This window comes from Jannaschia aquimarina, assembly GCF_000877395.1.
Taxonomy (GTDB): Bacteria; Pseudomonadota; Alphaproteobacteria; order Rhodobacterales; family Rhodobacteraceae; genus Jannaschia; species Jannaschia aquimarina.
This window is the reverse complement of sequence record NZ_JYFE01000036.1, coordinates 54,360-73,237: the sequence shown is the minus strand read 5'-3', so window position 1 is coordinate 73,237 and position 18,878 is coordinate 54,360. Positions and strand designations below refer to the sequence as shown.

Below are 18,878 nucleotides of genomic sequence, written 5' to 3'. Positions count from 1 at the left end.
GGGCCGCTCTCCCGGCCGCCCGCCACAGGCGCAGGTCCAGACATGAAATCCGACGCGATCCTCGACCGGCTCCTGACGCTCCATCCCAAGGTCATCGACCTGTCGCTTGACCGCATGCACCGGCTGCTGGCCGCCCTCGGCCATCCCGAACGCGACCTGCCGCCGGTCACCCATATCGCGGGCACGAACGGCAAGGGGTCCACCCTCGCAATGATGCGCGCGGGGCTCGAAGGGGCGGGGCTGCGCGTCCACGCCTATACCTCGCCCCATCTGGCGCGCTTCCACGAGCGCATCCGGGTCGCGGGCGACCTGATCACCGAACGCGCCCTCGCCGCGCTGCTCGAGGAATGCGAGGCCGCCAACGAAGGCGCGCCGATCACCTTCTTCGAGATCACCACGGCGGCCGCCTTCCTCGCCTTCGCCCGCGCGCCCGCCGACCACCTGCTGCTGGAGGTCGGCCTGGGCGGACGCCTCGACGCGACCAACGTCATCGACCCGGCCCTGACGGTCATCACCCCCGTCTCGATGGACCATCAGGCCTTTCTCGGGGACACATTGCCCAAGATCGCCGCCGAGAAGGCGGGCATCCTCAAACCCCGAACCCCCTGCATCGTCGGCCCGCAGGAAGAGGAGGCGCTGGAGGTCATCGAATACCGCGCCGCCCGCCTCTCGGCGCCCCTGCGGATCCACGGCCAGCATTGGCACGCCGCCGCAGAGGACGGCCGCCTCGTGGTCACCCACGAGGCCGGGCTGATCGACCTGCCGCTTCCGGCGCTGCGCGGGCCGCACCAGATCGCCAATGCGGGCACGGCGATCATGGCCCTGCGCGAGCTGGGGCAAGGCGACCCCGACGCCGCCATGACCCGCGCGCATTGGCCCGCGCGCATGCAGCGTCTCACGCACCACCCGCTGAACGCACTGGCCCCCCGCGCCGAACTCTGGCTCGATGGCGGCCACAACCCCGCAGCCGGGGCCGCGCTGGCCGCGACGCTGGCGGGGCTGCCCGCGCGGGAGACCCATGCGATCTGCGGCCTGCTCAACACCAAGGACGCGACAGGGTACTTCGCGCCCCTCGCCCCCCACCTCGCCCATATCCACGCCATCGCGATCCCCGGCGAGAAGGCGACGCTCCCGCCGGATGCCATCGCCGCCGCGGCCCGTGCGGCCGGGCTCTCCGCCACGCCGTCCGAGGACCTGACCGCAGCCCTCGTGCATATCGTACGGACAGCGCCCGAGGCCCGCATCCTGATCTGCGGCTCGCTCTATCTGGCGGGCCACGTCCTGCGGATGGACCGGCCGCTCGGATAACCGGATCTTCCCAAGACCGGGTCCGGGTGGAACGGGGCTGGCCCCGCCGCCCATCCTCCGGCAAAACGCCTTCATGCGTCCGCTCCTCCTGATCCTCGCCGCGTTTCCCGCCCACGCCCAGACCACCCACGGCTTCTGCTGGGAGGGGGCCGAGGGCTACCGGGTCGAAGGCACCATCACCTATCCCGACGGCGCCACCGGCATCCTGACCGAGGACGACCTCATCGCCTTCGAGATCACCGGCTGGCGCGAGGCGACCTATCTCGGCCGCTGGTCGCTGGACGACGGCGGCCAGTCCGTCACCATCCGCTTCGACGCGGACGAGCTGGAATTCCCCATGGGCGGCAGTATCGCCGACGGCACCTACCAGGCGTGGAACGCCGACGGCCAGGTCACCAATTGCGGCGACCCCGGCTTCGGCTTCAACGCCGGCAACCGCGCCCAGGACGTCTGCGTGAACGGCATCTTCATCGACGAAAGCGGGGTTCCCCCCGACACACCCCTGCCGATCTCGCAGGACGCGGCCACGCCCTGCGGCCCGCTCCTGATGGGCGCGCTGCGACCCGTTCGTGACGCCGGCTGAGTTCGCCGCGCTCCACCCCCGGCTCTGGCGCCTCGCGATGCGCGGCGCGGCCGAAGGTGTCCGCCGCCACGGCCTGCTTCCGGCCGCGGATCTGGCCCGCCGCGCAGGCCACGCCCTGCCTCTGCCGCGCCGCGCCAGGGCCCAAGCGCTTGCCCTGCCCGATGGCACCCGCGCCATTCTGACCGACAATTCGCCCCTGTCGCTGACCAAGCTGGCGGGCGTGCTCGACGACGGGCTCACCCCGGAGGACTGGCTGGCCATGCTCAATGCCCGCGTCTTCCTCTGGCCCGATCCGAAGCTGGCCCAGGGCAACCTGAGCACCCGCCGCCGCTTGGGCTACGACAGCGAATGGCACGTCTACGACACCGTCAAATTGCTGGCCCCTGTCTGGGACCGGGCAGAGATCGCGCCGATCAATTCCGGCGCCACCCTGCGCAAGCCGACGCGCCGGGGCCACGCCACCTTCGCCCCGCTGGCCGGGCTCGACTACCAGAGCTGGCGCCGCGCGCGCCGCGATGCAGGGCGGGTCCAATCCCTCGACAGCGTGAAAGAGGTCACCATCCGCGGCGCCGCGCCCGATGCCGCCGCCGCGCTGATCGAGGTGACTGCGGCCTGACCCGCCGTGAACGCCCCGCCCGTCAAGCGCGGACCGCGTGCCATGCCGGCCCCGCAGCCGCAGTGCCCCGCCGTCTGCACGGGGGGTGCACAGGGGGTGCACGGGGGGTGCACAGCCGTTTCGGACAAGAATATCTTGTCCGACCCCTCCTCCGCTCAGCCGTCCCGGGAGCCCCAACCCTCGGCCTGCATCTCCCGCAGACGGCTCGCCGTGCGCTCGAACTCGAAGGCGCCGGTCCCCTCGGGGTACAGCGACTCCGGCTCCGCCTCCGCCGACACGATCAGCCGCACCCCGGCCTCGTAGAGCGCGTCGATTAGCGTCACGAACCGCCGCGCCTCGTTGCGATGCGCCTCGTCCAGCCGGGGCACATGCGTCAGGATCAGCACCCGTACCGCGGAGGCCAGTGCGAGGTAATCCGCTGCCCCGAGCGGCCGCCCGCAAAGCTCCGCAAAGGATGCCCGCGCCACGCCTGCCCGGAAGTCCGGCAGCTCCACCACACGTCCCTTCACCCGCAGGGCCAATCCGTCCGAAATCCCGTGCGACAGCTTCTCCCACAGGGCGTCCAACCCCATGTCGTCCGTCTCCGACGGGGTGAAGTAGACCGCCTCCCCCGCCAGCCGCTCCTGCCGGTAATCGCGGTCGGCGGCCAGTTCATGAACGATCATCCGGGTCTCGATCATCTCGATGAAAGGCACGAACAACCCCCGGTTCAGCCCGTCCTTGTAGAGATCCCGCGGTACCCGGTTCGAGGTCGTGACCACATGCACGCCCCCGTCGAACAGCCGCTGGAACAGCCGCCCCACGATCATCGCGTCGGTGATGTCCGTGATCTGCATCTCGTCGAAGCACAGCACCCGCACCTCGGCGATCACCGCATCCGCGACGGGGGCGATCGCATCGGTCACGCCGCGGGTCCGCGCCTCGTGCATGCCCTCGTGCACCTCCTGCATGAAGGCATGGAAATGGGCACGGCGGCTGGGCACGGGGGCCGCCTCGTGGAACAGGTCCATCAGCATCGACTTGCCCCGCCCGACGCCGCCCCAGAGATAGCAGCCCATCGGCCCGTCCGGCGCCTTGGCCTTGCGCCCGAAGAGGCCACGCTTCGGCTTGGCGGGTACCTCTTCCAGCTTGGCGCGCACCTGCTCCAACACTCCCAGTGCGGCCACCTGCGCGGGATCCCGCTCCAGCGTGCCTTCGGCCACGCGCCGCTCGTAGAGGTCTGACAACGTCATGGAGGCGGGATAGCCAGCGCCGCCGCGCCCCGCCAGTGCCCTTGGGGCCCGCGCGCCCGCAGCCCCGGTCAGACCGGCCGCACCACGCCCGGCCGCCCCGTCGCGCAATCGAGGGCCGCGCGATCCCAGCCACCCAGATCCGCCGCCGCACCATAGGCGCGCTCGAGGAAGGCAGACAGCACACCCTCCGGGTCCTCAGCCGCTCGCACCTCGGCATAGGGCAACACGAACTCGCCCAGATCGCCGACCCACCGGCCATGGGGTATCGGCGCGTCGGCATAGCCGTCGGGCGCGGGATAGGCATAGGCGTAGAACATCGCCTCGCCCACGCCGTCGCCGGGCCAGAATCCGGCCGATGCGACCTCGTGGCTATAGGCCTCGCGCGTGACCTCGTCGGGCAGGTTCGGAATGCCGCCGGGATGAGAGGGCGCGCGGCGCCCCGAAAAGCGCGTCACCGCCAGATCCATCGCGCCCCAGAACAGATGCACCGGGCTCGTCCGGCCCAGAAAGCCGGTCCGATAGCGCTCGAAGACCGGCACGATCCGCAAGAGCGCGTCGTGCCACGCCTCCACGGCCTCTCGATCCCAGGGGCGCGGGCGGTGATCCTCCGCGAAAGGGGTCGCATCCTCGATCTCGGAGGGGTGCGGATGGATGTCGAAGGTCCCGCCCAGCGCCGCGACGGCCCGCCCCAGCCGGTCGTGGAAGGCGGCCGCGCTCATAGGCTCGAGGGCAAAGCTCTCAAGCCCGCCCCCGGCCGCCGAAACCTCCACCCGATGGGCGCTCAGATCGAAGAGGATCTCCAGGCAGCCGCTCGACCCATGGACCGGCCCCGTCGTCAGCCCGCGCGGCACGACGTACAGCGTCGCGTGCCAGGAATGGGGCATCCAGGGCGTGTGGGCCAGCCGCCACTTGCCCGCCATCTGCGCCATCAGATGCAGGCCGCGCCCGGTCTCTTCCCAGCGCGCATAGTCGAGCTTCGGCCATCCCATCGCATCCTCCGATCCGCCTGTGCAGGCCGCGCCGGAACCGCACCGTTTCCGTTCCACGGCCCGGCCATCCTTGCACCGGCGGCGGCATCCGCCTAGCCCCATCAAGGGCCCTGCGCGGAGGCATGCCATGGCCGAAGACGAAGACCTCACCGGACGCTGGATCGGCCGCTACACCTATGCGGCGGGCGGCGATCCCGTGCCGTTCGAGGCCGAGCTCTGGCAGACCGGCACCACCCTCGAAGGCCGCGTCACCGAACCCAATACCTTCCGCCGCGACGCGGGTCCGGAACTTTCGGCCATGGTGCTGGGCTGGTCCTCCGGCGGCGATCTGGGGTTCCTCAAGCGCTATCCCGGCCTGCCCGACGAAGAGCAGCCGGTCTATGAAGGGCGCCTGCTGATGGGCGGAAAGCGGGCCGAGGGCGTGTGGCATCTGACGGGCCGCCCGGATTGGACCGGCCGCTTCTCCATGAGCCGCAAGCCCCGCGCCGCCGCCAAGGCGGATCGCCGCACCGCCCGGGAGGTAGAGCGGGGATAGCGACCGATCCAATGGCTTTCATCATGCGGGCTTTGTCCGCTTCGAGCCCAAACTGCTTGATACTGCACGTCGCACCAACGTCCGCGCTCAGCAGAGCAGAAAAGAACCTGCCAATGCCCAGAAAAGCCCTGTCGCATATCATTATCAGCATCAACAGCTTGCCTTCGCTTGCTGCAGCGGAGCATACTCAGCACGAACGGATTTGCGTTGCTTCTGAGGAAGGCGTCGATGTTCATTCGTCGACTGAATGGACGATTGAGTGTCTGGTTTCGGCACGCCTTTCCATCACGGTTACCGCTTAAGCGTCATGTTTAGAACGCACATGATCTTACTCGATAGGGCACAGCACCCAAGCCCCAAATGGGGCCATGCTGAACACAGCGCGCCGCCTTGGCTGTGAGGGAAAAATCGCCTAAGTTCGCTCAAACCTGAGAGGGGCATCACGACAAGTAAATGTACATGCAATCATTCAAAACTTATCTGCGACTTTTGCCGCTGCTTGCTGCTGTTGCTTTGATGATGGAGGCAGCAGCGTTATTAGTCAGTAGCTCGTCAAGCATCGGCACAACTGTCGTAGTCCATATCCTTGTTACAATGGCGTTCTACCGGGCCATCTTGCTGAATGAGAGCTACTCGATTCGGGGCACTCCGTACGCAACCGAAAAACGTGCCGCGAACCTGCCATTCTTGCCGTTCGCGGGTCGAATCCTGTTGTTTTTTCTTCCACTTGCAGCAGTGTTTGCTTCAGCAATTGTAGCGCTTCCTACTCCCACAGAACATGAGAACCAAACGGCTGCCCGTGCTTTACTTGCACTTGGGATGACGACGCTTGTATTTCCTTTTTGGGGTGCTTTGGCGGGCACTATGTTGCCAGCTGCTGCCACGGGTGGTGACAGTAGCTTTCGCTCCGCTTTAAGGCGCGGGCGGCAGACCTATTGGCGTACAGTTGGTAGACTTTTTGCAGGCCCTGTGTTGTTTCAAGCTTCGGTGTTGGTGCTTGTCGTAACGGCTGTTCCAAGAATGCCCATATTCGCCACTGATAACCCTCCGATTTGGATGACGCTTGTGGTCTCGACGCTTGGCACTACCATCGCCTTTTTCACTCCTTTACTGACTTCTACAGCTCTTTCCATGGCATACCGCGTGGCGGAGTTCGAAGCCTAGCACTCTCGCCAAATGGCCGAGACACAGAGCACGTGTTAAAGGACGTGCCACGCTAGAACCCGACTTCGCGACTCGTTTCGCTTGGGATCGAATTTGCTGTGTGCCGCGTCGCCCAACTCAAAACCAATCAGGATTGCTACTTTTGAGGCTTACACTCCGTACGACTCTTTAAATGATGACATTTCCGTTTCGCGCATGAAGGCAGTCGCTGACGCTACCATGACGAACGGCAGCTTCGTCTGCATACCCGACATCCGAGATGGGCAAGACTGCTCCCCAGATTTGCGCGAAGTCATCGACCCGTCGACGTCCTGCGGCGGTCAGGATCGGGCGCCGTCCTCCAGCCGTCGGGCAAGGGTTTGCGCGCGCACCGCTCTCCTCTATCCTGAGCCACGCCGATCAAGGCCTGCGATGCCTCGCTTCAGAAGATCTGAATTGACCGAAGGCGGGTAGGCGCGAATGAAGGGACATGACCGCGCGCAGCCCCTCCGCCGTTAATCAGCCGTTAATAACCCCGATCCTGATCGGCGGCTGCCTGGTGCTGATGGTGGGCTTCGCGATTCGCGCCAGTTTCGGGGTCTTCCAGATCCCGATCGAGCAGGAATTCGGCTGGCCCCGCGCCGAATTCAGCCTCGCCATCGCCATCCAGAACCTCGCCTGGGGCATCGGCCAACCCATTTTCGGGGCGATCGCGGAACGCTTCGGCGACCGCAAGGCCATCGTGCTGGGCGTGATCTGCTACGCGCTGGGCCTGGTCCTGTCGGCGGGCGCCACGACACCGGGCGCGCACCAGTTGCTCGAAGTGCTGGTGGGCTTCGGCATCGCAGGCATGGGCTTCGGCGTGATCCTCGCCATCGTCGGCCGCGCCGCCTCAGACGAGAACCGGTCGATGGCGTTGGGCATCGCCACGGCGGCGGGCAGCGCGGGGCAGGTCTTCGGCGCGCCGCTGGCCGAATGGCTCCTGATCGCGGGCTATACCTGGCAGCAGGTCTTCGTCATCTTCGCGGGGCTCGTCGCGCTGACGCTGCTGGCCCTGCCGATGATGCGCTCACCGGCGCCCGCGTCCCGCGCGGAACTCGAAGAGAGCATGGGCACGATCCTCGGCCGCGCCTTCCGCGATCCAAGCTACGGGTTGATCTTCGTGGGCTTCTTCTCCTGCGGATACCAGCTCGCCTTCGTGACGGCCCACTTCCCCGCGATGGTGACCGAGATGTGCGGCCCCATCGACCCGTCGGGGACGCTCTACCAGATGGGGATCACCTCGACCTCCACACTGGGGGCCGTCGCCATCTCGCTGATCGGGCTCGCGAATATCGCGGGCACGATCTACGCGGGCTGGCTGGGCAAGCGCTACTCGCGCAAGTACCTGCTGGCCGGGATCTATCTCGGCCGGACAGTCGCGGCGGCCGCCTTCATCCTGCTTCCGATCACACCGCTTTCGGTGATCGTCTTCTCGGTGGTGATGGGATCGCTCTGGCTGGCGACGGTGCCGCTGACCAGCGGTCTGGTCGCGCATATCTACGGGCTGCGCTACATGGGCACGCTCTACGGCTTCGTCTTCTTCTCCCATCAGCTGGGCAGTTTCCTCGGCGTCTGGCTGGGGGGCACGATGTACGACGCGACCGGCAGCTACACCGCCGTCTGGTGGGTCGGCGTGGGTGTGGGCCTCCTGTCGGCCGTCGTCCACCTGCCGATCCGGGAGATCCCGCTGGGACAGCGCCGCGCACAGGTTGCCGCGGCGTAATTCCGGCCCATCCTCTGTCGGGACCACACGACAGGAGGGACCCATGAGATATCTGGCATTGCTCGCGATGCTCGCGACACCGGCCTTCGCGCAAGAGGCGTCGGACGCCGTCGCCCCCGAGAGCGGAAACGGCCTCGTCGGCGAAGGGGCCGCTCCGGTCGAGAGCCAGGACTGGATGGTTGCCGCCGCGAACCCGCTGGCCGCCGAAGCCGGCGCCCGCGTGCTGCGTGAGGGCGGCAGCGCGGCCGACGCCATGGTCGCCGTGCAGGCCGTCCTGGGTCTGGTCGAACCGCAATCCAGCGGGCTTGGCGGGGGCGCCTTCCTCGTCTGGTACAACGCTGCCACGGGCGAGGTCACCACGCTGGACGGCCGCGAGACGGCGCCCATGGCCGCCACGCCGACCCTGTTCCAGACCGAGGACGGCGAGACGATGGGCTTCTTCGACGCCGTCGTCGGCGGCCTCTCGGTCGGCACCCCCGGCACACCCATGCTGATGGAAGAGGCGCATCGCCGCTGGGGCCGCGCCAATTGGGGCGGACTCTTCGCCGAGGCGATCACGCTGGCCGAAGATGGCTTCGCCGTCTCGCCGCGCCTCGCCGGCGCCGTCGCCAACGATCAGGAACGCCTGTCCACCCAGCCCGCCACGGCCGCCTACTTCCTGCCCGATGGCGCGCCGCTTGCCGAGGGCGCGACTCTGACCAACCCGGCCTATGCCGACACTCTGCGCGCCATGGCCGCGAACGGGGCCGAGGTCCTCTACGAAGGCGAAATTGCCGAGGGCATCATCGCTGCCGTGCGCGGCGCATCGCAGCCCGGTCTGCTGACGCTGGACGACCTTGCCGCCTACGCAGTGATCGAGCGTCCGGCCGTCTGCGCGCCCTATCGCGGGGCGGAGGTCTGCGGTATGGGCCCGCCCTCCTCCGGCGCGCTGACTGTCGGTCAGATCCTCATGATGCTGGAGCCCTACGACATGGCGGCCCTCGGCCCCGACGCACCCGAGGCCTGGCGGCTGATCGGTGACGCCTCGCGCCTCGCCTTCGCCGACCGGGGCCTTTACATGGCCGACAGCGACTTCGTCCCCATGCCCGACCTTCTGGACGCGGAATACATGGCCGGACGCGCAGAGCTTCTGGCGGGCGACGATGCCCTGCCGGAAGTCAGCGCCGGCACACCTCCCTGGGACCATGCGGGCCTGATGCCCGATTTCGCGCCCGGCTTTTCTCCGTCGATGCCGTCCACGTCCCACATCTCGATCGTCGATGCCGACGGCAACGCACTCTCGATGACGACCACCATCGAGAACGGCTTCGGCAGCCGGGTCTTCGCACCCGGGGGCTTCCTGCTGAACAACGAGTTGACCGATTTCAGCTTTTCGACCCATAGCGACAACCGCCCCGTCGCCAACCGGGTCGAGCCGGGCAAGCGGCCCCGCTCTTCGATGTCGCCGACCATCGTCATGCAGGACGGCGCACCGGTCTTCGTTGTGGGCTCGCCCGGCGGATCGCGGATCATCGGCTACGTCGCCAAGACTATCGTGGCGCATCTCGACTGGGGTCTGGACCCGCAGGCGGCCATCGAACTGCCGCATCTGGTCAACCGCTTCGGGACCTACGACCTGGAGGAAGGCACCGCCGCCGAGGGGCTGGGCGAGGCGCTGACCGGACTGGGCTTCGAGGTGAATGTGCGCGGCCTCAACTCGGGCCTGCACGCCATCGCGGTCACGCCCGACGGGCTGGTCGGTGGCGCCGATCCCCGCCGCGAAGGGGTCGCCATCGGCGAATGACCGTGGTGGGATGAAAAGGGGGCCGCGTCCGAGCGGGATGAATTGAGTGGACGCGGCCCTCAGTTGCCAGAGGCGTTGCACGCCTCCGGATCGGTGAGGCACGCCATGGCCTGCCTCTCTTTTTCCGGGTTCGCCGCGAACATCAGACGCGGACATGCGCCTTCTGACAGGACGTAGCCGTCATCCGCCCGCTCGAGGAAGACGAGCACCTGACCCGTCGGAACCGTTGCACACCAAGGGCCTGTGCAACCGAGTTCCAGCGTGACGGGCACCTGCCTCTCCTGCTCGAACCCCTCGAGCGTGGCGAACCGGCCCTCGAACCTTGCCGCGATCCGGCTGGGCTCGCGGTTCGGATCGTCCGTGACGGCCGGGGGAAGGGCCTCCCCCGGCGCCACGATGAAAGTCCCCACCGCCATCTCGTAGATGGAAGATGACGCCTGCGCCGCCGCGAAGCTGCTCTCGACGCTCGGGCGCAGGCAGGAGAGAGCCCATGACCGCTCCGCGATACCCATCCCAATGCAGGGCAGGACAAGCATCGCGGCAATCTGTGCGGTGCGGCTCATGAGACGCCTCCTGGTGGTGCTGTCGAGGTGCGGCGGACGGTCGCGATAGGCGATATCAAGTCGGGGGCCCGCATAATCCTTCGGTTTAGAGGGCCGTCCGGCATGGCCAATCCGCCGACTTGGTCAGCGGAAATCCGCGCGAATGGGCAGCGGGCCAGGATTGCCTGCCTTTGCCGACCATCGCGGTCGCGAAATCAGAGGATGTCGAATTCCCGGAACACCGCGACGTAGATGTCGCGCTTGAACGGGACGATGCGGGTCAGCACGTCGGCGGGCGGCATCCAGCGCCACTCCGAAAATTCGCGGTGATGCGCATCCAGATCGACCGCCTCGTCCGGGCCGTCGTAGCGCATGTGAACCCAGTGCTGGATCTGACCGCGATAGCGGCCCTTCCACAGTTTCTTCACCAAGTCGGTCGGCAGGTCGTAGGGAAGCGGCTCCGAAAGCTCTGCGATCAGGTCGACCCGATCCGCGCGCAGCCCGGTCTCCTCCCACAACTCCCGCCGGGCCGCGTCCAGTGGGCTTTCTCCGGGGTCGATCCCGCCCTGCGGCATCTGCCAGGCCAGCGGCGCGTCGGCAGGCCGGTCGATACGTGCCCCGACCCAGACGAGGCCGTCCGGATTGGTCAGGCAGATCCCGGCGCAGGGTCGGTAGGGCAGCTTGGCGATCTCGTCCGAATTCATGCAAAAAGGGCGCCCGCAGGCGCCCCCTCCGTCGTCAGGTCCGGCGTCACTGCTCCATCTCGGCCAGGTCGATGGCGGACAGGCCCTTCAGGATGTCGATCGCGTAGGCCAACTGGTAATCCTCGTCACGAAGCTCGGCGGCCTGTTCGGCGGCCTCTTGCTCCTGGCGGACCTGCTCTTGCTGGTCGGCGGTCAGGCTATCGTTGTCGAGGCTGCCACGCAGGTTCGACTCGGACCGGCGTGGACGGTTCGAGGTGGTGTCCTCTTCCTCGCCCTCGAGCTCGGGGCGCCTGGGCGGCTGCTGCACGACGATGTCGGGCGAGATGCCCAGCGCCTGGATCGACCGGCCCGACGGCGTGTAGTAACGCGAGGTCGTCAACCGGATCGCGCCGTCGCCCTGAACCGGCATGATCGTCTGCACGCTGCCCTTGCCGAAGGATTTGGTGCCGACGACCACGGCGCGGCGGTGATCCTGCAAGGCACCTGACACGATCTCGGACGCCGAGGCCGAGCCGCCGTTGATCAGCACGACCATCGGCTTGCCTTCGATGATGTCCCCCGCCGTGGCGTTGAAGCGGTCGCCGTCCTGCACTTCGCGGCCCCGGGTCGAGACGATCTCACCCTGTTCCAGGAACGCATCCGACAGCGCCACGCCCGCCGTCAGCAGACCGCCGGGATTGTTCCGCAGATCGAGCACGACGCCGTTGACCGCATCCAGGCCGCCGGCCTCTTCGAGAACCTCGTCCAGCCCCTCGCGGACTTGCGGCATTGTCTGTTCGTTGAAGGTCGCAACGCGGATGACGACGCTGTCGCCCTCCAGCCGCACGCGCGCGGCGGTCAACTGGATCGTGTCGCGGGTGATGGTGATATCGAGCGGTTCCTCGAGGCCGTCACGCACGACGGTGATGACTACGTCGCTGCCCACCGGGCCGCGCATCAGATCGACGGATTCCTCCAGCGTCAGGCCCAGCAGGCTCTCGCCGTCGACGGTGGTGATGAAGTCGCCGGCCTCGACGCCCGCCTCATAGGCCGGGGTGCCGTCCATCGGCGTGATGACCTTGACGTAGCCTTCCTCCTGCGTGACCTCGATGCCAAGCCCGCCGAACTCGCCGCGCGTGTCGGTGCGCATGTCTTCGAAATCGCGCGGCGGCAGGTAGCTGGAATGGGGGTCCAGCGAGATCAGCATTCCGTTGATCGCCGCTTCGATCAGCTCCGCCTCGTCCACGTCCTCGACATATTGGTTCCGGATCCGCTCGAAGACGATGCCGAACAGGTCGAGCTGCTCGTAGACGCTGCCGCTCTCTTCCGCTTCCTGGGCCAGCAGGGGCCCGGCGATCTGCGTCGCCACTACGATCCCCGCCAGGATACCGCCACCGGCGGCCATCGCGAATTTCTTCATTTCGTTCCCCTAATCTCCCTCACCGGCGAACCACGTCGCCGGATCGACGGTCTCGCCGTCCTTCCTTACCTCGATATAAAGCGTCTCCCCGGCGGAAGCGCCACCTCCTGCGTCGGTGCCTGCGTCACTTTCGCGTGCTTCTGGCGCGATTTCGCCAAGGATTTCGCCGCGCGCAACCAGTGCGCCACGCGTCACGGTTGTTCGGTGCAAACCGGCCAAAACCAGCAGGAGATCGGGCCGCATCTCGAGGATCGCGACCTCACCCTGACCGGGGACCGGCCCCGAGAATAAGATGCTCGCCGCCGCTGGCGCCAGGACCGGTGCCCCGGGCGCGGCCGTGACGATCCAACCGGGCCGCTCGATCCCGGCCGCATCCGCCTCGCCATATCGGCGCAAAACGCGCCCCTCGACCGGAAGAGCAAGCGGCGGTTCCAGATCCGCGCCCGGGATCACGTCGAGCACGGCCGAGAGGTCCTTCAGCGCCTCGGCACTCGCGCGCAGACCGGCCGTGTCGAGCGCGGCGGCCGGGATCGCCCGGCGCTCCGAGATGGCCGCGGACAGGGCTTCGCGCGCGGCCTGGATCGCATCGAGGCCGGTCCGCAGGTCGTCGGCAGCCGTGGCCTCGGCCGACCGCATCCGGGCGAGCCGGTCCAGGTCCGCGCGCAGGATCGCGGCTTCGGCTTCGAGGGCGGGTGCAGCATCCGCGATCAGGGATGCGGCACGCGCCGCGCTCAGGGGGCCGTCGGGATGGATCGCCCGCACCGTTGTCGGACCGCGCTCGATCTCGATCAGCACAGAGAGCAGCGCGGCGATCCGCTCCTCCCTCGCGTCAAGCTCTTCACGCAATCCATCCGCCACCGTCGCGATACGCCTCTGCCCTTCGCGCAGGACAGCCAGCGCCTCGTCGTGGGCCTCGATCGCCTGTGACAGAGCCGCAATCCGTTCCTGAGCGCCTTCGGAGGCCTCAAGCAACGTCGCCGCGATGGTGAGCGTCTGCGCGGCCTCTCGCGCATCCTGAGCGGGCGCGGGGGTCGCGGCCAGCGACAGGACGACCAAGACCCATCTCACGAGTAGAGACACTCCCCCGTCATCTCCGGCGGCGTCTCCAATCCCATCAGCGCCAGCAGGGTCGGCGCCAGGTCCGCCAGCCTGCCTTCCTTCAGCGTCGCGCCCTCCGGTCCGCCCCACAGGATCACGGGCACCGGGTTCAGCGTGTGCGCCGTGTGAGCCTTGCCCGTCTCGGGATCGACCATCGTCTCGCAATTGCCGTGGTCGGCACAGACCACCATCGCGCCGCCGGTCCCCTCCAGCGCCTCCAGCGCGGCGGCCAGCCCGGCATCGACTGCCTCGCAGGCGCGCGCGGCGGCTTGCAGATCACCCGTATGACCGACCATGTCCGGGTTCGCGTAATTCACGACGATCAGGTCGTATCCCGCGCGAATCGCCCCGACCAGTTTCTCGGTCACTTCGGCGGCCGACATCTCGGGCTGCATGTCATAGGTCGCGACGTCGGGCGATTTCGGCATGAACCGGTCCTCGCCCTCCTCAGGATCCTCCTTGCCGCCATTCAGGAAGAAGGTGACATGCGGGTACTTCTCCGTCTCGGCGACGTGGAACTGCCGCAGCCCCCTGGTGGCGACCCAATGGCCCAGCGTGTTCTCAACCGGCTTCTTCGGAAAGGCGGCATCCATGTATTCGTCGTGCTTCGTCGAATAGTCGACCATGCCCAGCATGTGCAGATCCGGCCGGTCGCCCGCATCGAAGCCGTCGAAATCGGGCGCAGCCAGCGCCGCCAGGATCTCGCGCGCGCGATCGGCGCGGAAATTGAGACAGAAGACGCCGTCGCCATCCGTCATGCCGTCATAGCCGCCCAATACGGTGGGCTGGATGAACTCGTCGCTCTCGTCGCGGTCCCGCGCCTTGGCTATGGCATCCGTCATGTCATGGGCCACCTCGCCCCGACCATGGACCATCGCGTCCCAGGCTCGCTTCACACGGTCCCAGCGATTGTCGCGATCCATCGCGAAATAACGCCCCGACAAGGTCCCGACCGTCGCGCCTTTCGGCAACGCGGCCGCGACCTGGTCCACGAACCCTTCGGCCGAGCGGGGCGCGACATCGCGCCCGTCCGTCACCGCATGGAGTACGACCGGAACGCCCGCGTCGGCGACTAGCTTCACCGCTTGGATCACATGATCCACATGGCCGTGCACGCCCCCGTCCGAGATCACGCCGAACAGATGCGCCGTACCGCCCGACCCTTTGAGCCTGTCGATCCAGCCCGTGATCGCCGCGTTGCGGTCGAACTCCCCGGTCTCGATCGCATGGTCGATCAGGCCCAGGTCCATCCGTACCACGCGGCCCGCGCCGATATTCATGTGACCGACCTCGGAATTGCCCATCTGCCCCTCGGGCAGACCGACATCCGGGCCGAAGGTCGTCAGCGTCGCGTTGGGACAGGTCGCCATCAGGCGGTCGAAGGTTGGTGTCTCGGCGACGTCGGGGGCCGATTGCTCGGGCCGGTCGCTGATGCCCCATCCGTCGAGGATGCACAGGATCACGGGCTTTGCTGGCATGGGCTGTCCTCCTGTCGAGGCGTCTAAGGCAGGCTCAGGCCCGATGGTAGGGGGAGCCGGCGAGAATGGACGCGGCACGGTACAGTTGCTCTGCCAGCATGACGCGCGCCAGCATATGCGGCCAGACCATGCGCCCGAACGAGATTGCATGGTCCGCACGTGCCCGGATCGCCGGATCCAAACCGTCCGCGCCCCCGATCACGAGACACAGATCGCGGGCCTGGTCGCGGTGGCGGGCCAGCAGATCGGCGAAATCCGGCGAGGTCATCTGCGTCCCCCGCTCGTCCAGGATCGCCAGAGCCGATCCGTCCGGGATCGCGCGGCTCAACGCATCGGCCTCTGAGGGACGCCCCTCGACCTCGACCAGATCCACGGCGGGCAATCCCAGACCGCGCCCCGCCTTGGCGAAGCGCGACAGGTAGTCGTCGATCAACTCCTTCTCGGGGCCGCGGCGCAGGCGCCCGACCGCGAGCAGGGTGAGGCGCATTCAGTGCTTGGGCGCGGCGTCCGCGCCATCCATCCACATCTTCTCGAGCTGATAGAATTCGCGCACTTCTGGGCGGAAGATATGGACGATGGCATCGCCCGCATCGACCAGCACCCAGTCGCCCTGGGATTTGCCCTCGGTCTTTGGCGCGCGGCCGAGGACGGGCTTGAGCCGGTCCGCAAGCTTCTCGGCGATCGACGTGACCTGCCGGGTCGATCGGCCGGAGCAGATCACCATGTGATCCGCGACGGATGACTTCCCGCGCAGATCGATCTGCACGATGTCTTCGGCCTTGTCGTCGTCGAGGGATTTCAGAATCAGGTCCAGGATCGCATCGCTGGAGCTGGTGTCGCCCTTCCGGGCCGAGGCGGCATCATGTGCCGCAAATGTCTGTGCAGACAGGGGTCCGATCCTCCGGGTCCGTTTGGTCTTCCCAGCGGGAAACGCCGAACGAAGGTAACATCGGCGTCCCAACCGGGCAATCTATTCTAAGAGATGGGCAGTCCGGGCGGTGATGTGAAGAGGCCCTTCGGCAACGGTCGGCGCCGTCGCCTTATAGGGGTCGGGACGGACGCGTAACACGAGTCAGCGTCCCAAGTGCACCTTACGCGGTGCCCCGAGCCCTGATGTGGGGATTGCGCGGCCGCGCGTCGCTCAGCGCTTCGTCGGCCTGCTGAAGATGCGGTCGATGATCCAGTCCACCGCCTCGCCGATTTCAAGCCCCGCCTCTTCGGTCTCTCGACTCAGTTCGCGGATCTCCTGTGCGATGACGCCGAATGTCCGGCCGGCCTCGCCCGCCCGTGCGGCTTCGACGCGCGCGTTGAGCGAGATGATCTGGACCGTCTTCGCAGCCTCGGAGATCCTGTCGCGGGCCTCCATCGCCCGGGTCTGGGCGCGGCGCGCCTCTTCCTCGATGAGGTTGCGCGCCTTCTGGACGATCGCACCGCTCTCGTCGTGCAATTTTATGATTTCGTCGGTCATCGGACCGTTCGCGTAGTTCGCCGCACGCTCGAACTCGGATTGCGCATCTTCGCCGCGCGCATGTCGGTCCCTGCAGGTGGCGACGTTCTCGCGGTGGCGTGCGAAGACCGAGCCAAGCGAAGGGCAAGCCGCCGCGACCTGCAACAGGCAATCACGGGAGAGGGGATGGAGTTCCCCGACGGAGTCGATGTCAGTGTAGAGCGTCGTGATGACCTCCAATCCCTTCGTCGCGCGATCCAGCCCCTCACGACAGGCGGCCGCAAGCGCCGGATCCCGGGCGAGCATCATCGATGCAAGATACATCATCATGCGCATCCCATTCATCCGCAGGACGAAGGGCTGGGTCACCACCGCCCGCATCGCGACGCCGAGATCCACATCCGGCCGAAGGTCCGGATCGAGATCGACCTCGAACCGGGGAACGAATGGCAAAGCCGCAGCCGCGTGATCCGGGTCCGATGAGATTTGGGGGTTTATCATGGAAGCAGCCGTAGCAGCGGAGGATAAACGGAAGCCTAAGGTCGGGGACACCTTTCGGCACGGTCGCCGAGGCGTGGGATGCACCGGAGCCTTCCATTTCCCACGGCGACGTCAGGAAGCTGCGTGGTGGGGTCCGACCCGTTTCGGGGCGCGGTTCAATCGACCAGATGCCGGCAGATCGGGATCGCGCGTCAGCATCGAGGTCGCCATGAAGAGAACCATGCGCAGGCCCTGCGCCCGCGCCATGTTCGGGAGTTGAAGCGCAGCACGCATCGCGGCCTGATCGTCGGCCGACTGAAAAAGGCCCGCCGGCAACTCGATCTCGAAACTCGGGATGTAGGCATTCATCCCATCCGCCCTAGGCAGACGGGCTTAACATCGCGCTAATCCGCCGGTCCTTTCACGTTCACGCTGTCCAGAACCTTCACCTCGCGCTGCGGGAACGGAATCGAGATGCCGTTCTCCTGAAACGCATCCCAGAGCGCCAGATAGACATTGCCCCGGATGTTCGTCAGCCCGCCCGTCGGATCCGCGATCCAGAAGCGCAGGATGTAGTCCACGGAAGAATCGCCGAACCCGACGATGTGGCAGACCGGCGCACGCACCGACAGGACCCGCTCGACCGACTTCGCGGCCTCGACCGCGATGCGCCGGACCGCGTGGGGGTCGTCGCCGTAGGCCGTCCCGAAGAAGATATCCAGGCGGACGAAATCGTTCGAGTGGGACCAGTTGACCACCTGTCCCGTGATCAGATCCTCGTTCGGGATCAGATATTCCTTGCCGTCCCGCGTCGTGATCGACACGTAGCGCGCCGTCAGGGTCGTGACCCATCCGAAGGTCTCTCCGATCGAGATCACGTCGCCGGGCTTGATCGACTTGTCGAGAAGGATGATCACGCCCGAGACGAGGTTCGAGATGACCTTCTGCAGACCGAAGCCCAGCCCGACACCGATGGCACCGGACAGGACGGCGAGGCCGGTCAGATCGACCCCGACCGCCTTCAGGCCAAGAAAAAAGGCGCCCGCATACAGAATGATCTGGACGATCTTGACGACCAGCACCCGCATGGACGGGCTGAGATCCTCGTTGCGCTGCACCCGCGCCGCTGTCGTGGTCGAGACGAAGCGCGCGACGGTGAAGAGCAGACCGATCAGGACCAGCGCCGTGAGAAGGCCCAGCACCGAAATCCGAATGTCGCCCACCTCGAAGGCGATCGAGTCCAGAGCCGTCTGCGTCTCGTCCAGGATGCCGAGATAAAACAGCGTCACCCAGATCCACAGGCCCCAGGTCACGATCGTCCTCAGGAACGGGTTCCGGACGATCCGTGCCACGTAGCTGACCGCCACCCAGGCGGTGCCGATCGTCGCCGCCAGACCGATGAGGTAGGATCGCGACGGCCAGGTGATCTGCTGCATCGTCAGATAGACAGCCCAGGCGAGAACGGCGAAGATCATCAGGCCCAGCCGGTTCCGGAAGATCACCAGCGCGCGAAGCTGCCATTTGGGGCGGTCGTGCAAGGTCCGCATCCAGGCCGTCATGCGATCTGCGGCCCACTTCTTCATAAGGAACGCCGCCGCGATGAGGGCGAGCACGATCAGAACCTGCCAGAGCTTCCAGCCCGGCTGCAGCAGATCCGTTCCGAACGTGCTCAATTGCGACCAGAGCGCGAGCAATTCATCGCGAAGCGAAGGCGGTATGGCTTCCTGGAGGGTCTCGTCCATGCCCTGTTATGCGGCGCGCCTCTGCAGCGGGCAA

General features: G+C 66.9%; 19 protein-coding genes. 7 read left to right on the top strand and 12 right to left on the bottom strand.

Features of this window, described 5'->3' with window-relative positions; all coding sequences use genetic code 11:
- The first annotated feature begins 42 nt into the window (after positions 1–42).
- The 3 genes from jaqu_RS09645 to jaqu_RS09635 all read left to right on the top strand — a co-directional run bounded on the left by jaqu_RS09645 (position 43) and on the right by jaqu_RS09635 (position 2,507).
- On the top strand, positions 43–1,308 hold the full coding sequence (locus jaqu_RS09645; RefSeq protein WP_043918760.1) for a bifunctional folylpolyglutamate synthase/dihydrofolate synthase: 1,266 nt from the start codon (positions 43–45) through the stop codon (positions 1,306–1,308).
- A gap of 73 nt (positions 1,309–1,381) precedes the next feature.
- Positions 1,382–1,891 (top strand): hypothetical protein, encoded by a 510-nt coding sequence (locus tag jaqu_RS09640; protein ID WP_043918759.1) that lies wholly within the window; start codon positions 1,382–1,384, stop codon positions 1,889–1,891.
- Positions 1,878–2,507 (top strand): DUF7002 family protein, encoded by a 630-nt coding sequence (locus tag jaqu_RS09635; protein ID WP_052500894.1) that lies wholly within the window; start codon positions 1,878–1,880, stop codon positions 2,505–2,507. Before jaqu_RS09640 ends, jaqu_RS09635 begins: the two co-directional genes overlap by 14 nt.
- A 155-nt stretch (positions 2,508–2,662) precedes the next feature.
- Here the strand turns inward: jaqu_RS09635 and zapE are convergent, their stop codons facing one another.
- The gene (gene zapE / locus jaqu_RS09630) at positions 2,663–3,739 is read right to left on the bottom strand and encodes a cell division protein ZapE (RefSeq protein ID WP_043918780.1); all 1,077 of its coding nucleotides are present in this window, start codon (positions 3,737–3,739) and stop codon (positions 2,663–2,665) included.
- Between the two features lie 68 nt (positions 3,740–3,807).
- Positions 3,808–4,728, bottom strand: a complete 921-nt coding sequence (locus jaqu_RS09625; protein WP_043918758.1) for a DUF5996 family protein — start codon at positions 4,726–4,728, stop codon at positions 3,808–3,810.
- A 127-nt stretch (positions 4,729–4,855) separates the two neighbouring features.
- Between jaqu_RS09625 and jaqu_RS09620 the strand changes: the two genes are divergently transcribed.
- From jaqu_RS09620 to ggt, 4 genes are all read left to right on the top strand, one after another.
- The gene (locus jaqu_RS09620) at positions 4,856–5,263 is read left to right on the top strand and encodes a hypothetical protein (RefSeq protein ID WP_043918757.1); all 408 of its coding nucleotides are present in this window, start codon (positions 4,856–4,858) and stop codon (positions 5,261–5,263) included.
- A 459-nt stretch (positions 5,264–5,722) separates the two neighbouring features.
- Positions 5,723–6,427 (top strand): hypothetical protein, encoded by a 705-nt coding sequence (locus jaqu_RS21365; protein WP_141134362.1) that lies wholly within the window; start codon positions 5,723–5,725, stop codon positions 6,425–6,427.
- A 469-nt stretch (positions 6,428–6,896) separates the two neighbouring features.
- Entirely contained in the window at positions 6,897–8,171 is a 1,275-nt protein-coding gene (locus jaqu_RS09615; protein ID WP_043918756.1) for an MFS transporter, read from the top strand.
- A gap of 43 nt (positions 8,172–8,214) precedes the next feature.
- Positions 8,215–9,954 carry a gamma-glutamyltransferase gene (gene ggt, locus jaqu_RS09610; RefSeq protein ID WP_043918755.1) on the top strand — a complete coding sequence of 580 codons (1,740 nt, stop codon included), beginning with the start codon at positions 8,215–8,217 and terminating at the stop codon, positions 9,952–9,954.
- 59 nt (positions 9,955–10,013) lie between these two features.
- Here the strand turns inward: ggt and jaqu_RS20630 are convergent, their stop codons facing one another.
- The 10 genes from jaqu_RS20630 to jaqu_RS09560 all read right to left on the bottom strand — a co-directional run bounded on the left by jaqu_RS20630 (position 10,014) and on the right by jaqu_RS09560 (position 18,844).
- Entirely contained in the window at positions 10,014–10,517 is a 504-nt protein-coding gene (locus tag jaqu_RS20630) for a hypothetical protein (protein ID WP_052500893.1), read from the bottom strand.
- 194 nt (positions 10,518–10,711) lie between these two features.
- The gene (locus jaqu_RS09600) at positions 10,712–11,200 is read right to left on the bottom strand and encodes an RNA pyrophosphohydrolase (RefSeq protein ID WP_043918754.1); all 489 of its coding nucleotides are present in this window, start codon (positions 11,198–11,200) and stop codon (positions 10,712–10,714) included.
- 46 nt (positions 11,201–11,246) lie between these two features.
- Complete coding sequence (locus jaqu_RS09595) at positions 11,247–12,599, bottom strand: S41 family peptidase (protein ID WP_043918753.1); 1,353 nt, start codon at positions 12,597–12,599, stop codon at positions 11,247–11,249.
- A gap of 9 nt (positions 12,600–12,608) precedes the next feature.
- Positions 12,609–13,667, bottom strand: a complete 1,059-nt coding sequence (locus jaqu_RS09590; protein ID WP_084629664.1) for a murein hydrolase activator EnvC family protein — start codon at positions 13,665–13,667, stop codon at positions 12,609–12,611.
- Positions 13,664–15,175 (bottom strand): 2,3-bisphosphoglycerate-independent phosphoglycerate mutase, encoded by a 1,512-nt coding sequence (gpmI, locus tag jaqu_RS09585; RefSeq protein ID WP_043918752.1) that lies wholly within the window; start codon positions 15,173–15,175, stop codon positions 13,664–13,666. The genes jaqu_RS09590 and gpmI overlap by 4 nt, the downstream gene beginning before the upstream one ends.
- Positions 15,176–15,209: 34 nt before the next feature.
- On the bottom strand, positions 15,210–15,662 hold the full coding sequence (gene rlmH, locus jaqu_RS09580; protein ID WP_043918751.1) for a 23S rRNA (pseudouridine(1915)-N(3))-methyltransferase RlmH: 453 nt from the start codon (positions 15,660–15,662) through the stop codon (positions 15,210–15,212).
- Positions 15,663–16,073 (bottom strand): ribosome silencing factor, encoded by a 411-nt coding sequence (gene rsfS, locus jaqu_RS09575; protein WP_084629673.1) that lies wholly within the window; start codon positions 16,071–16,073, stop codon positions 15,663–15,665.
- Between the two features lie 243 nt (positions 16,074–16,316).
- The gene (locus jaqu_RS22300) at positions 16,317–17,123 is read right to left on the bottom strand and encodes a methyl-accepting chemotaxis protein (RefSeq protein ID WP_084629661.1); all 807 of its coding nucleotides are present in this window, start codon (positions 17,121–17,123) and stop codon (positions 16,317–16,319) included.
- Positions 17,124–17,234: 111 nt separating this feature from the next.
- Positions 17,235–17,471 (bottom strand): hypothetical protein, encoded by a 237-nt coding sequence (locus tag jaqu_RS09565; RefSeq protein ID WP_043918749.1) that lies wholly within the window; start codon positions 17,469–17,471, stop codon positions 17,235–17,237.
- A gap of 35 nt (positions 17,472–17,506) precedes the next feature.
- Complete coding sequence (locus tag jaqu_RS09560) at positions 17,507–18,844, bottom strand: mechanosensitive ion channel family protein (RefSeq protein ID WP_043918748.1); 1,338 nt, start codon at positions 18,842–18,844, stop codon at positions 17,507–17,509.
- Positions 18,845–18,878: the final 34 nt, after the last annotated feature.